The sequence below is a fragment of the Kitasatospora sp. NPDC057965 genome, assembly GCF_042887135.1.
Classification (GTDB): Bacteria; Actinomycetota; Actinomycetes; order Streptomycetales; family Streptomycetaceae; genus Kitasatospora.
The window spans coordinates 20,465-34,157 of sequence record NZ_JBHVPZ010000008.1 but is presented as its reverse complement, the minus strand read 5'-3'; the positions used below and the strand labels follow the sequence as shown (position 1 = coordinate 34,157).

The 13,693-nt window shown below is 72.1% G+C and carries 12 protein-coding genes; 6 read left to right on the top strand and 6 right to left on the bottom strand.

Features of this window, described 5'->3' with window-relative positions:
* Positions 1-6 precede the first annotated feature (6 nt).
* Positions 7-960 carry a LysR substrate-binding domain-containing protein gene (locus ACFVVU_RS12385; protein WP_380680193.1) on the bottom strand — a complete coding sequence of 318 codons (954 nt, stop codon included), beginning with the start codon at positions 958-960 and terminating at the stop codon, positions 7-9.
* A 188-nt stretch (positions 961-1,148) separates the two neighbouring features.
* Here ACFVVU_RS12385 and ACFVVU_RS12380 point away from each other — a divergent pair, with 188 nt between their 5' ends.
* From ACFVVU_RS12380 to ACFVVU_RS12370, 3 genes are all read left to right on the top strand, one after another.
* Complete coding sequence (locus tag ACFVVU_RS12380; protein ID WP_380680190.1) at positions 1,149-1,700, top strand: peroxiredoxin; 552 nt, start codon at positions 1,149-1,151, stop codon at positions 1,698-1,700.
* 3 nt (positions 1,701-1,703) lie between these two features.
* Positions 1,704-2,246 carry an alkyl hydroperoxide reductase gene (locus ACFVVU_RS12375; protein ID WP_380680187.1) on the top strand — a complete coding sequence of 181 codons (543 nt, stop codon included), beginning with the start codon at positions 1,704-1,706 and terminating at the stop codon, positions 2,244-2,246.
* A gap of 449 nt (positions 2,247-2,695) precedes the next feature.
* The gene (locus ACFVVU_RS12370; protein ID WP_387789620.1) at positions 2,696-2,965 is read left to right on the top strand and encodes a hypothetical protein; all 270 of its coding nucleotides are present in this window, start codon (positions 2,696-2,698) and stop codon (positions 2,963-2,965) included.
* A gap of 46 nt (positions 2,966-3,011) precedes the next feature.
* On the opposite strand, the gene ACFVVU_RS12365 is transcribed toward ACFVVU_RS12370, so the two are convergent.
* From ACFVVU_RS12365 to ACFVVU_RS12350, 4 genes are all read right to left on the bottom strand, one after another.
* A complete protein-coding gene (locus ACFVVU_RS12365; protein WP_380680184.1) occupies positions 3,012-4,421 on the bottom strand; it encodes an AI-2E family transporter in 1,410 nt (469 codons plus the stop codon).
* A gap of 389 nt (positions 4,422-4,810) precedes the next feature.
* A complete protein-coding gene (locus ACFVVU_RS12360) occupies positions 4,811-5,584 on the bottom strand; it encodes a lytic transglycosylase domain-containing protein (RefSeq protein ID WP_387789618.1) in 774 nt (257 codons plus the stop codon).
* Positions 5,585-6,039: 455 nt separating this feature from the next.
* Positions 6,040-7,374 (bottom strand): PhoH family protein, encoded by a 1,335-nt coding sequence (locus ACFVVU_RS12355; protein WP_380680179.1) that lies wholly within the window; start codon positions 7,372-7,374, stop codon positions 6,040-6,042.
* A gap of 248 nt (positions 7,375-7,622) precedes the next feature.
* Positions 7,623-8,417, bottom strand: a complete 795-nt coding sequence (locus ACFVVU_RS12350; protein ID WP_355369919.1) for an isoprenyl transferase — start codon at positions 8,415-8,417, stop codon at positions 7,623-7,625.
* A 422-nt stretch (positions 8,418-8,839) separates the two neighbouring features.
* Between ACFVVU_RS12350 and ACFVVU_RS12345 the strand changes: the two genes are divergently transcribed.
* Complete coding sequence (locus ACFVVU_RS12345) at positions 8,840-10,459, top strand: chitinase (RefSeq protein WP_387789616.1); 1,620 nt, start codon at positions 8,840-8,842, stop codon at positions 10,457-10,459.
* Between the two features lie 139 nt (positions 10,460-10,598).
* Here the strand turns inward: ACFVVU_RS12345 and ACFVVU_RS12340 are convergent, their stop codons facing one another.
* Positions 10,599-11,315, bottom strand: a complete 717-nt coding sequence (locus tag ACFVVU_RS12340) for a prepilin peptidase (protein ID WP_387789614.1) — start codon at positions 11,313-11,315, stop codon at positions 10,599-10,601.
* Between the two features lie 145 nt (positions 11,316-11,460).
* Here ACFVVU_RS12340 and ACFVVU_RS12335 point away from each other — a divergent pair, with 145 nt between their 5' ends.
* Both ACFVVU_RS12335 and ACFVVU_RS12330 read left to right on the top strand, forming a co-directional pair.
* Positions 11,461-12,234 carry a hypothetical protein gene (locus ACFVVU_RS12335; RefSeq protein WP_387789613.1) on the top strand — a complete coding sequence of 258 codons (774 nt, stop codon included), beginning with the start codon at positions 11,461-11,463 and terminating at the stop codon, positions 12,232-12,234.
* 111 nt (positions 12,235-12,345) lie between these two features.
* A complete protein-coding gene (locus tag ACFVVU_RS12330) occupies positions 12,346-13,560 on the top strand; it encodes a pyridoxal phosphate-dependent aminotransferase (RefSeq protein WP_380680167.1) in 1,215 nt (404 codons plus the stop codon).
* Positions 13,561-13,693 lie beyond the last annotated feature (133 nt).

Sequence of the window (13,693 nt, the reverse complement as noted above, 5' to 3'; positions counted from 1 at the left end):
CGCGCCCTACGGCTCGACGATCCGGACCGGCAGCTCGGCCAGCACCTCGCGCAGCGTGGCGGCGAAGCGGTCGTACTCGGCGCTGCGGGCCGAGCCCGGCCGGGTGGCGAGGCCGATCCGGCGGCCCGGCGCGGGCGCGGCGAAGCGGACGGCGGCCAGCCGGTCGGCGCGGCCCGCCTCCACGTCCAGCGCCGTGGCGGGCAGCAGGGTCACCCCCAGGCCGCCGGCCACCAGCTGCACCAGGGTCGACAGGCCGGCCGCCCGGGTGGTGGAGCCGGCCGGGTCGGCGCCGACCTCGCGGCAGATGTCGAGGGCCTGGTCGCGCAGGCAGTGGCCCTCCTCCAGCAGCAGCACGTCCAGGTCGAGCAGCACGTCGCGCGGCACGTCGGCCCGGCCGGCCAGCTCGTGGTCGGGCGGGGTGACCAGGACGAAGTCCTCGTCGAACAGCGGGATGTCCCGGGTCGGCGTGCTCCCACCGGCCGGCAGCGCCAGCAGCAGCACATCCAGCCGCCCGGCGGCCAGCCCTTCCAGCAGCGAGGGCGTCCGCTCCTCGTGGACGTGCAGCTCCAGCTCCGGGTAGCGGTCGCGGACCAGCCGCAGCACGGTCGGCAGCAGATAGGGCGCGACGGTCGGAATCACGCCCAGGTGCAGCGGTCCGGTGAACGGGCGGCGGGCGGCCTCCACCTCCTCGGTGAGGGCCTGCAGGGAGGCGAGCACCCGGCGCGAGTGCTCCAGTACGCGCTCCCCCAGTGGAGTGATCATCACCCGGCGCGTCGTACGCTCGACGAGCTGCGCGCCCAGCGACTCCTCCAGCGCCGCGACCGCCCCGGAGAGCGCCGGCTGGCTCGTCCCGGTGGCCGCGGCGGCCTCCCGGAAGTGCCGGTGCTCGGCCACCGCCACGAAGGCCCTGAGCTGGGCGACCGTGGGCGTCCGGGGGCTGCGCGAGGTGGCGTTCGCCACAGTCGCCTCGGGTTTGCGGGCGGGAGCCCTGCGACGGGCGGGGCGGGAGGGGGGCGTGGGACTGTTGATAACTCTCTCCGATCAGACACATCGAGTGTAGCTATTTCCCTGATCAGTCCACGATGTGGAATGGTGGAACCCGTTCCGCAAACCGGACAAACTCCCCACCCCTCACAGGAGAAGCTAACGTGCTGACGATCGGTGACCAGTTCCCGGCCTACAACCTCAAGGGCGTGGAAGGCCCGTCCGCCGACAAGCTGGAGTTCAAGGACTACACCTCGGAGGACCAGAAGGGCTGGAAGGTCGTCTTCTTCTGGCCGATGGACTTCACCTTCGTGTGTCCGACCGAGATCGCCGCGTTCGGCAAGCTGAACGAGGAGTTCGCCGACCGCGACGCCCAGATCCTCGGCGTCTCCGGCGACTCGGAGTTCGTGCACCACGCCTGGCGCAAGGACCACAAGGACCTCAACGACCTGCCGTTCCCGATGCTGGCCGACATCAAGCACGACCTGATGCGCGCCTGCGGCGTCGAGAACGCGGACGGCACCGCCCAGCGCGCCGTCTTCATCGTCGACCCGAACAACGAGGTCCAGTTCGTCATGGTGACCGCCGGCTCCGTCGGCCGTAACCCCAAGGAGGTCCTGCGGGTGCTGGACGCCCTGCAGACCGACGAGCTGTGCCCGTGCAACTGGAACAAGGGCGAGGACACCCTCGACGCCCAGGCCCTCCTGGCGGGCTGATCCATGGCCCTCGACGACCTGAAGTCCGCCCTCCCGGACTACGCCAAGGACCTCAAGCTCAACCTGGGCTCGGTCATCGGCAACTCCGACCTCCCCGCCCAGCAGCTGTGGGGCACCGTCCTCTCCTGCGCGATGGCCACCCGCAGCCCCGCCGTCCTGCGCGAGCTGGAGCCGGAGGCCAAGGCCAACCTCTCCCCGGAGGCGTACAACGCCGCCAAGGGCGCGGCCGCGATCATGGGGATGAACAACGTCTACTACCGGACGCTGCACCTGCTCTCCGACAAGGAGTACAGCAGCATGCGGGCCGGTCTGCGGATGAACATCATCGGCACTCCGGGCGTCGAGAAGGTCGACTTCGAGCTCTGGTGCTTCGCCGTCTCCGCGATCAACGGCTGCGGCCAGTGCCTCGACTCCCACGAGGCCGTCCTGCGCAAGGCCGGCGTCGACCGCGAGGTCGTCCAGGCCTCGATGAAGATCGCCGCGGTCCTCCAGGCCGTCGCCGGTGTCCTCGACTCCGAGGCCGCCCTCGCGACCGTCACCGCCTGACCCGCACCACCCCGAACGGGCCCCTCCCCCGGACTCCCCCGAGTCCCGGCGAGGGGCCCGTTCGCGTACCGGCATTCCCCCCACATCCGCCGCCCTCCCCGGCTACAGTCCGAACCGAACCGAACACGCTTCCCAGAGGAGAGGAAGGACCACATGCCCGGCGCAGGGGGGGAACGCAGGGTTCCAGGTGCGACCTGAGGAACTACAGGCAGCCGGACGCACAGCGGCCGAGATCGCCGCGCTGATACCGAGGGAGACGAAGGCCGTCCTCGACTCGTCGGACGACAGGACGTCCGTGAACAACATCGGGGCAGTCGTCAGTCGGCACGCGGACCAGGTGCGGAGGGTGGCGGTCGATGAATCGGTCCGGTGAGAGGCCCGTTCCGCCTCGGCGGCCCTCACACGCCGGGAGCGGGTGGGCGAGGCTCGCCGTGGTCTATTGGGTGCTGGTGGGACTCGCCGTGGGCGGGTGGGTCGCGATCGCCTCACTCCTCTCGCTGTTCGGGCGGGACGAGGACTGGACGGTGGACCGGGCCGCGCGGGTGGTTCTGCTGCCACTGATCGGGCCGGCGGCGGGCGGCCTGTTGAGTTGGGTGCTGCTGGCCGTGACGCCGGCCCGGCGGTGGGCGCGAACGACCAAGTCGGCGCTGGTGGCGAACGGCGCGCTGATCGGCTGCATGGGTGCGTTGATCTGGGGTGCGGTGCTCGCCGCGCGCTGACCGGACGACCGTGGACGGGCCCCGGGGAGGGGCCCGTCCACGCGGATCAGGGGGCCGGGGGGCGGGTGGCGGCTTCGCGGGCGGCCTCGAGGGCGGTGAAGACGGCCTGGCCGGCCTCGTTGCGGCGGCGGAGGTGGGTGACCACGGTGTTGGTGACGGCGATCAGGGGGACGGCGACGATGGCGCCGCCGATGCCGCCGATGATGGAGCCGGCGGCCACGCCGAGCACGACGCCGAGCGGGTGGACGCGCACCGCGCGGCCGAGGATCAGCGGCTGGAGCACATGACCCTCGATCTGCTGGACGGCGATCAGGACGACCAGCACCATCAGCGCCGTCCACGGCGTCGTGGTGACCAGCGCGATCAGCACCGCGACCGTCCCGGTGACCAGCGCGCCGACCAGCGGGACGAAGGCGCCCAGGAAGATGATCACGGCGAGCGGCAGCGCCATCGGCACCCCGAGCAGCTGGATGCCGGTGCCGATGCAGACCGCGTCGATGAAGGCCACGCAGACGGTGCCGCGGACGTAGGCGGTGAGCGTGGCCCAGGCCTTCGGGCCGGCGCCGGCCATCGCGTAGCGGGAGTGCCGGGGCAGACCGCGCAGCGCCCAGTTCCAGATCCGCTCGCCGTCGTAGAGCAGGAAGAAGGTGGTGAAGAAGGCGAGCAGGACGGCGGTCAGCACCTCGACGGCGATCTGCGCGCCGGTGATGCTGGCCGAGGTGATCTGCTCGGTGTTGGTGCTGATCGCCTTGGTGATCTGGTTGGCGAAGTCGGTGATCTGCTGCTCGGTCAGGTGCAGCGGCCCGGTGATCAGCCAGTCCCGCAGCTGGTCGACACCGGCCTTGACCTTGCTGGTGACGGTCTCCAGGTTGGTGGTCACCTGCCAGACCACGAACCAGCCGACCAGTCCGATGCCGGCCAGTCCGCTCATGAACACCCCGCCGGCGGCCAGCGAGCGCGGGACGCCGTGGCGGCGCAGCCAGGAGACGGTGGGTTCCAGCAGCGCGGATATCAGCAGCGAGGCGAGCACCGCGAAGGCGACCAGCCGCAGCATGTCGACGATGTAGAAGACGACGTACAGCGCGGCGCCGAGCAGCAGCAGCCGCCAGGTGGACTCGGCGGCGACCCGCAGGCCCCACGGCACCGCCTCGGCGGGGGTGGCGGGCCGGCCGAAGTGCCCGTGGGAGGGAACGGGAGGGGGAACCGGAGGGGACGGCGGGGCCGGCGCGGGAGCGGGAGCGGGGACGGCGGGCGCCACCGGAGCGGCCTCGGTCCGTGGCCCCGGCAGCGGGTCCACCGGCAGCGGCCCGGACGGCGGGGGCACCGGGGCGAGCGGCGGTTCGTGGAAGTCGGCCGCCATCGCGGCCCGCCGGCGTCGCTCGATCACGGCCGCCGCGCTCGCCGCCACGGCCATGCCCTTGGCCACGGCCTTGAAGGCCTTTCCGCCCCGCGCCATGCTCGCTACCACTTCTCCCCGCCGGAGCCGCCCGGTGCGGCGGCACGCCGTGGGTCCCGCCACGGCCGTCAGGAAGACGCTACCCGGCCGGGGCGCGGTGAGTCCGCCCCGCGGGCGCGATCCGTGCGGGATCTTCGGGGCCGATTCCGGGGCAAAACGGCATGTCCCGGGTGGTTTCAGACACCCGGTGGCGGGGAGGAGTCGGTCGGGAACCCGGAGCCAACTGTCGGCGGACCGGCCGGCGCGGGGAGCTACCAGGACCCCTCCCCGTCCCCGCGTCCGCACCCGGGTCCGCACCGCCCGCGGGCGCACTGGTCAGCGCGACACGGGCGGCGCGGCCCGTCGGCGAGTCGGAGACACCGCGGCGGCGTTCCCGGTACCGGGTGTTCCTAGTACCAGTGGTGCGACTGCCAGAACGACCAGGCGCCGCAGGGGCTGCCGTAGCGGCTGTTCATGTAGCCGAGACCCCACTTGATCTGGGTGCCCGGGTTGGTGCGCCAGTCGGCGCCGGCCGAGGCCATCTTGGAGCCGGGCAGCGCCTGGACCAGGCCGTACGCGCCGGAGCTCTTGTTGGTGGCGGTGTAGTTCCAGCCGCTCTCACGCTTCACGATCTGGCTGAAGCACTGGAACTGGGCGTCGTTGCCGATGATCTGCTGGGCCAGCTCCTGCACCGAACCGGGGCTGACCGAGACCGCCGGGGCGGACGGCGCGGTGCTGTCCGTGGCGGCCATCGCCGAGCGGGCCTTGGAGCGGTTGGCGGCGGCCTCGTCGGCCTTGCGCTTCTCCTCGGCGGCCTTCGCGGCCTTCTCCGCCTCGGCCTTGGCGGCGGCGTCGGCGGCCTCCTTGGCGGCGGCGTCGGCCTTGGCCTGCGCCTCGGCGGCGGCCTGCTGGCGGGCGGCCTCCTCGGCCGCCTTCTGCTCGGCGGCGGCCTTGGCGGCGGCGTCGGCGGCGGCCTGCTGGGCGGATGCCTGCGTGCCGATGTTGTCGCTGATGGTCTGCGCCTGGGCGCCGGAGGGGACTTCGGCAAGCAGCGTCGCGCCGGCGACATCGACCGTCTGCGTCGTCTTGCCCTCGCTGCCCGACGCCATACCCACCACGGCACCGACAGCGGTGACGGCGGTGGCGGAGGCGACAGCAACTCCCCGGACCGAGATCCGAGTCACATGGATTCCTTCCAGCATCGCCCACGCGTGACCGTACGGGCGCAAGATGCCCCTTGACGCGGCCCTCCGTACGGTGCTGGTCACGGGAGGGACTGACCCGGCGTCCGGCCGAGGTGAGGCGACCGGGCGTTGCGATCGGGCGGCGTACGGCTCGCGGTTTTCAATTGTGCGTCCACCGACCGGAGTTGGTGGACCGTCCGGGCCGGACCCCCGGTCTCCCGGAAGCCCTGCCATGCCGTACGCGGGGCCTGACAGAACCCTCACCATGCCGCACGGGGACCTGTCGACGCAATTCCCCGTTGCGTGGCGGATGTCACAATCACCGAACCGGCGTTCGTCCAACGCGAGGCACTCGATGTGATGAATAGGGCGGAGCCCGCTCCCTCAGGAACGGGCTCCGTGCTAGGAATTGATGCTTTTGTCCGCTGATGTCCGGAACGCCGGACATCGGTGGATCACGGGTTGACGTCCTCCAGCATCTCCGTCACCAGCGCCGCGATCGGCGAACGCTCCGAGCGGGTCAGCGTGATGTGCGCGAAGAGCGGATGCCCCTTCAGCTTCTCCACCACCGCCACCACGCCGTCGTACCGGCCGACCCGGAGGTTGTCCCGCTGCGCCACGTCGTGGGTGAGCACCACCCGCGAGCCCTGGCCGATCCGGGACAGCACCGTCAGCAGGACGTTGCGCTCCAGCGACTGCGCCTCGTCCACGATCACGAAGGCGTCGTGCAGGGAACGCCCGCGGATGTGGGTGAGCGGCAGGACCTCCAGCATGCCCCGGGAGATGACCTCCTCGATCACGTCCGGGGTGGTGACCGCCGAGAGGGTGTCGAAGACCGCCTGGGCCCAGGGGCTCATCTTCTCCGACTCGCTGCCCGGGAGGTAGCCGAGCTCCTGCCCGCCGACCGCGTACAGCGGCCGGAAGACCATCACCTTGCGGTGCTGCTGCCGCTCCAGGACCGCCTCCAGGCCGGCGCACAGCGCCAGCGCGGACTTGCCGGTACCGGCCCGGCCGCCCAGCGAGACGATCCCGACCTCCGGGTCGAGCAGCAGGTCCAGTGCCACCCGCTGCTCGGCGCTGCGCCCGCGCAGGCCGAACGCCTCGCGCTCCCCGCGCACCAGCCGCACCCGGCCGTCCCCGGTCACCCGGCCGAGTGCCTTGCCCCGCTCGGAGGTGAGCACGAGCCCGGTGTGCACCGGCAGCTCGGCGACGCCCTCGACGTCCACCCCGGCGTCGTGGCCGGCCGCGAACAGCGCGTCCACGTCGTCGGCGGGCACGTGCAGCTCGGACATGCCCGTCCAGCCGGAGGTGATCGCCAGCTCGGCCCGGTACTCCTCGGCGAGCAGGCCGACCGAGGACGCCTTGATCCGCAGCGGGAGGTCCTTGGAGACGACGGTGACGTCGTACCCCTCGGCCTGCAGGTTGCGGGCCACCGCCAGGATCCGGGTGTCGGCCTCGCCGCCACCGGCCCGGTAGCCGGCCGGCAGTATCGACGGGTCGGAGTGGTTGAGCTCCACCCTGATGGTGCCGCCGAACTCCCCGACCGGGATCGGCTCGTCGAGGCGGCCGAAGCGGATCCGGTAGTCGTCGAGCAGTCGCAGCGCCTGCCGGGCGAAGTACCCCAGCTCCGGGTGGTGCCGCTTGGCCTCCAGCTCCGTCACCACGACCACCGGGAGGACGACCTCGTGCTCCTCGAAACGGGTCATGGCGAGCGGGTCCGCCAGGAGCACACTGGTGTCGAGAACGTACGTGCGCCGGTCTGGTGTCCGGCGGCTCTTGGAACTGACCACTAGGCCTCCAGGGCGGATGACCCTGCGTCATCCGCGGCAAGCCGGCCCCCGCTGCCCCGGTGGCCTCGGGGCCGGTCTGATCGGAGTATTCCCAGGCGGGGGGCGGTGCATTCGCGCCGTCGGCGAACTGACGGATCATTGCGGGTGAACGTTTGGCCTCGCCCGGCCGCCGGGTAAGCCAGCCCCTACGGTGGTCAATCCGGCGCGCCGCGCCGGCCCGGTCCCCCGGGGCCGCCGTGCGCCCCCGGTCAGAGACCCATCCGCCGGTTGCGCTGCTCGAAGGCGCGCAGCGCCCGCAGGAAGTCGACCTTGCGGAAGGCCGGCCAGTACGCCTCGCAGAAGTAGAACTCGCTGTGCGCGCTCTGCCAGAGCAGGAAGCCGGAGAGCCGCTGCTCCCCCGAGGTGCGGATGACCAGGTCGGGGTCGGGCTGGCCCTTGGTGTAGAGGTGCTCGGCGATGTGCTCGACGTCCAGGATCTCGGCCAGTTCCTCGATCGAGGTGCCCCGGCCGGCGTGCTCCTGGAGCAGCGAGCGGACGGCGTCGGCGATCTCGTGCCGGCCGCCGTAACCGACGGCCACGTTCACGGTGATGCCCTCGATGCCCGCGGTCTCCTCGGCGGCCCGCTTCAGGACGTCCGAGGTGTGCTGCGGCAGCAGGTCCAGGGCGCCGACCGGGTTGATCCGCCAGCGGCGGGCGGCGGCGAGATTGGTGACGGCGTCCTCGATGATGCCGAGCAGCGGGACCAGCTCGTCGGCCGGGCGGTCGAGGTTGTCGGTGGAGAGCATCCACAGGGTGACGACCTTGACGTGCGTCTCGTCGCACCAGCCGAGGAACTCGCTGATCTTGTCCGCGCCGCGCTGGTGGCCGTAGGCGGTGGAGCCGCCGGTCGCGCGGGCCCAGCGGCGGTTGCCGTCGAGGATCACGCCGATGTGGTGCGGGGTGCGGGCGAGGTGCACCTCCACCCGGCGACCGTAGAGGCCGTACATCCCGTCCAGCAGGACGCGCAGACCCGGCGTGCGTTCGACGACATCGCGCAGACCCATGCTTTTCGGCCCCTCCGTGCTCACTTCACCGGGTGCTTCAGAACCCCCGGCGCAGCCTACTCCCGCGTCGTGGTGGCAGGGAAAGCCGCAGGTCGCGGGAGGGTCACGGTCCTATGCGAAGTCTGTCCCGACAGGCGTGCCGGAGGTGGCCTGAACGCGCCGGCACGACGTCCCGGGGACGCTCCGGGGAACGGCCGGCGGCCGGATACGGAACGGTCTCCGATTCCTTAAGGAATCCGTAAGCCGACGGTTCAATGCTTGACGACCCCCAATGGTCTAGTCCAGCTTTTGTTCCCAGGGCGGAACAGAACACCGGACCCGCCCTCGTCAAGGCAGTACTTCGGACGCAATGCCCTCCCCCACACGCGGCCGCCGCGCCCCCCACCGCGGCGGCCGCTCCTCCCCCACAGGAGCGCACCTCCATGGCCCGTACGCTGAACCGGCCCGTGTCGCACAAGCGCCGCCGCGGCCCCGTCCCGGCCCTCGCCGCGGGCGCCACCGCCCTCGCCCTGGCCGGCACCGGCCTCGCCCTCTTCGCCGGCGGCGCCAACGCGGCCGCCGGGAACCTGGTCACCAACGGCGGCTTCGACGGCTCGCTGGGCGGCTGGGTCTGCGCCGGCGCCGCGAGCGCCGTCACCACGCCGGCCCACTCGGGCTCGGGCGCGCTGCAGGCCACCCCGAGCGCCGGGGACACCGCCGAGTGCACCCAGACCATCAGCGTGCTGCCCAACACCAGCTACACCCTGAGCGCCTGGGTCCAGGGCCCGTACGCCTACCTCGGCGCGCGTGGCACCGGCGGCACCGACCCGAGCGTCTGGTCCAACCAGAACAGCTGGAACCAGCTCTCCACCACCTTCACCACCGGTGCGAGCGCCAAGACCGTCACCGTCTACCTGCACGGCTGGTACGGCCAGAGCGCCTACTACGCCGACGACGTCGTGCTGAGCGGCCCGGGCGGCCCCACCACCCCGAGCCCGACCGCGACGGTCACCCCCACCCCGACCGTCACCCCCACGGTCACGCCGACCGCGACCGCCTCGCCGACGGCCACCGCCACGCCGACCCAGACCGTCACGCCGACGCCCACCCAGACGGTCACCCCGACCCCCACGGCGACCAGCACCGGCAACCCCAACACCGGTGTGCCGAAGCACGCGATCACCGGCTACTGGCACAACTTCGACAACAAGGGCAACAACCTCCAGAAGCTGAGCGACGTCCAGAGCGCGTACGACATCATCGCGGTCTCGTTCGCCGACGCCGTCCCCAGCCGCGCGGGCGCCATCACCTTCAAGCTGGACCCGGAGCTCTCCGCCGGCCTCGGCGGCTACACCGACGCCCAGTTCCGCGCCGACGTGAAGGCCAAGCAGGCGGCCGGCAAGAAGGTCATCATCTCGGTCGGCGGCCAGAACGGCGCCATCTCGGTCAACGACGCCACCGCCGCCCAGACCTTCGTCGACACCGCCTACGGCGTCATCAAGGACTACGGCTTCGACGGCATCGACATCGACCTGGAGAACGGGGTCAACCCGACCCACATGGGCAACGCCCTGCACAGCCTCCAGGCCAAGGTCGGCTCCAGCTTCGTCCTGACGATGGCCCCCGAGACCATCGGGATGTACTCCACCGCCGGCGCGTACTTCCAGCTGGCGCTGAACACCAAGGACATCCTGACCGTCGTCAACACCCAGTTCTACAACTCGGGCGGCATGAACGGCTGCGACGGCAAGGTCTACAACCAGGGCACCATCGACTTCATCACCTCGCAGATCTGCACCCAGATCCAGGGCGGTCTGCGGCCCGACCAGGTCGGCATCGGCGTCCCCGCCTCCTCCAAGGCGGCCGGCGGCGGCTACGTCGCGCCGAGCGTCGTCAACAACGCGCTGGACTGCCTCGCCACCGGCAAGAACTGCGGCAGCTTCGTCCCGCCGGCCAAGTGGCCGACCATCCGGGGCGCGATGACCTGGTCCACCAACTGGGACTCCGTCAACGGGAACGCCTTCTCCAACACGGTCGGCCCGTTCGTCCACCAGATGCCGTAACTCCCCCCGGCGCGCCGCTCCTTGAGGGTGGGGCCTGCGCGTCGGCGCCGGGCCCGTCGTACCTACCGGTACGGCGGGCCCGTCCGCTTTCCCGGGCCGTGCACGCCTCGGGCCGGAAGCACCCAGGGCCGTGAGCGCCTCAGGAGTGCCCGAGCACCGCCAGCAGGGTGCCGAGCAGCAGGAACGGGCCCAGCGGCACCTCCCGGCCGCGCACCGGACGGCGGCGCACCAGGGAGGCCAGCAGCACGCCGACCGACCAGAGCCCGGCCAGCAGCACGAAGGCCGCCAGGCCGGCGAAGGCGGTGGACCAGCCGTAGCGGCCGAGCAGCGCGCCGAGGCCGAGCGCCAGCACGGTGTCCCCGCCGCCCACCAGCCCCAGCTGGACCGGGACTTCGAACAGCGCCCCGGCGGCCAGTGCCACCAGCAGGCAGCGCGTCAGCACTCCGGGGGCGCCCTCGGCCAGCTGCACCACCGGCAGCAGCACGGCGAGGCCCGCCGCCAGCGTCCAGGTGAGCGGGTAGGGCAGCCGGTGCACCCGGGCGTCGGTGAAGCCCAGCACCACGCCGGGCCCGGCCAGCCAGAGCAGCAGCAGCGCGTCCGCCGGATGCGCGGCGGCGAGCGCGGCGGCGGCCGCCGCGGCGGTGACCGCCTCCACCAGCCAGGCGCCGGGGCCGAGCCCGCTCCGGCAGCCCGGACACCGGCCGGTGGGCGGCAGGCCGCGCAGCTCCCGCCCGCAGGACGGGCAGGCCAGGCACCACGGTTCGTCCTGCGGCACGGCGTAGCGCACCACCAGACCGCGCAGCACCGGCGCCACCAGCAGACCGGCCAGTACCGCTCCCAGCGCGCTCCCGATCACGGCTCTCCCCCTCCTCGCCCCGGTCCGGCCGCCGACCGGCCGCCGACCGGCCCGGAACCGGCCGGACACCGTCCGCGTCCGACACTCACGGCACCGCGCAACCCGGGTGCCGCACCGACCACATCATCCACGGGGGAGACACACCTTGACGAAGCTTCGGAGCACTCTGCGCGCCGCGGCCCCGGTCGCCGTCCTGGCGCTGGCGCTGACCGCCTGCGGCCCGGAGAACGACGACCCGGCCGTCGTCGCCGCCCCGACCGCGGCGCCGACCACGGCCCCGCCCGCCACCGACACCCCGGCCGCCGCCCCCACCGGCGCCGCGACCTCCGCCCCGACCGCCGCGCCCTCGTCCGCCCCGGCCGGTGGCGCGGGCGGCGCGGGCGGAGCGGCCGGCGGCGCGACGAACCCCGACCCGCTGCCGTCCGCCGCGACCAGCGGCAACCCGATCGGCGGCGCGAGCGGCGGAAAGAGCAAGATCACCTTCGACAGCCCGCTGCCGCTCACCGCCACCGGCAGCTACCTGGGCAAGACCAAGGCCGACGTCACCCCGGTCTCGGTGGTCAAGGGCACCGCCGCCGAGATCGCGCCGTACCGGTTCAAGCCCGCCGACACCGCGGGCATGACCCCTTATTACGTGACGGTCAACTTCACCAACCGGACCGGCACCCCGCTGCAGGACGAGTACTTCATGATGCGGTTCAAGGTGCAGACCGACCCCAAGGGGAGCGGCATCCTGCCCGCCCCGACGATCCTGAAGTCGATCCCGCAGTGCGACACCGGCAAGCAGCCGGGCGTGCTGAACGACGGCCAGAGCCAGCAGCAGTGTGCCGTCTATCTCGTTCCGGACGGCACCCCGCCGCAGTTCCTCGTCTTCGGCAGCGTTCTGGACACCGAGCCGCTGATCTGGAAGGCGAGCTGAGGCCTCCGCCTCCTGATCGAAGGCGGAGCGGAACGACAGCGTCCGGGCGGTCCGACGGGTGTCCCACGACACGCGCCGGGCCGCCCGTTCGTACCCCTAAAGTAGGCAGGCATGCAGGTCATCCAGTCCAGCAAACTCGCCAATGTCTGTTACGACATCCGCGGTCCGGTGCTCGACGAGGCGATGCGGCTGGAGGAACAGGGCCACCGCATCCTGAAGCTCAACACCGGCAATCCCGCGCTGTTCGGCTTCGAAGCGCCGCCGGAGATCCTCCAGGACATCCTGCGCAACCTCTCCACCGCGCACGGCTACGGGGACTCCAAGGGACTGCTCTCCGCGCGCCGCGCCGTGGTGATGCACTACGAGGAGCGCGGCCTGGACGGCCTGACGGTCGAGGACGTCTTCCTCGGCAACGGCGTCTCCGAGCTGATCCAGCTGGCGATGACCGCGCTGCTGGACGACGGCGACGAGGTGCTCGTCCCGGCGCCGGACTACCCGCTGTGGACGGCCTCCGTCTCGCTGGCCGGCGGCACCGCCGTCCACTACCGCTGTGACGAGCAGTCGGAGTGGTACCCGGACCTCGCCGACATCGAGTCCAAGGTCACCGACCGGACCAGGGCACTGGTGGTGATCAACCCCAACAACCCGACCGGCGCGGTCTATCCGCGCGAGGTGCTGGAGGGGCTGGCCGCGATCGCCCGCCGCCACCAACTGGTGGTCTACGCGGACGAGATCTACGACAAGATCCTCTACGACGACGCCGAGCACGTCCCGCTGGCCACCCTGGCGCCCGACCTCTTCTGCGTCACCTTCAACGGCCTGTCCAAGGCCTACCGGGTGGCGGGCTTCCGCTCCGGATGGATGGTGCTCTCCGGCGACCGGAGCCGGGCCCGCAGTTACGTCGAGGGCCTGACCGTGCTCGCCTCGATGCGGCTGTGCGCCAACATGCCGGCCCAGCACGCGGTGGCCGCGGCGCTCGGCGGGCGGCAGTCGATCAAGGACCTGATCCTGCCCGGCGGCCGGCTGCTGGAGTCCCGGGACGCCGCGTTCCGGCTGCTCAACGAGATCCCCGGGGTCAGCTGCGTGAAGCCGAAGGGCGCGCTGTACGCCTTCCCCCGGCTGGACCCCAAGGTGTTCAAGATCAAGGACGACGCCCGGATGGTGCTCGACCTGCTGCGGTCCGAGCGGATCCTGCTGGTCCAGGGCACCGGCTTCAACTGGCCCGAGCCGGACCACTTCCGGCTGGTCACGCTGCCGCGCGCGGAGGAGATCACCGACGCGGTCACCCGGATCGGGATGTTCCTGAGCGGCTACACCCAGCCCTGACGGACGGGTGGAAGAGCTACGGCCGGAGTCCCGGTCGGACGATCTCCTTGGTCGGGGAAAGATCGTCCGTCGGGGCTCCGGCCGTCCTGTCGCCGGCCGGTGCGCGGTTCGTGCAGCGCACCGGCCTCTCTAC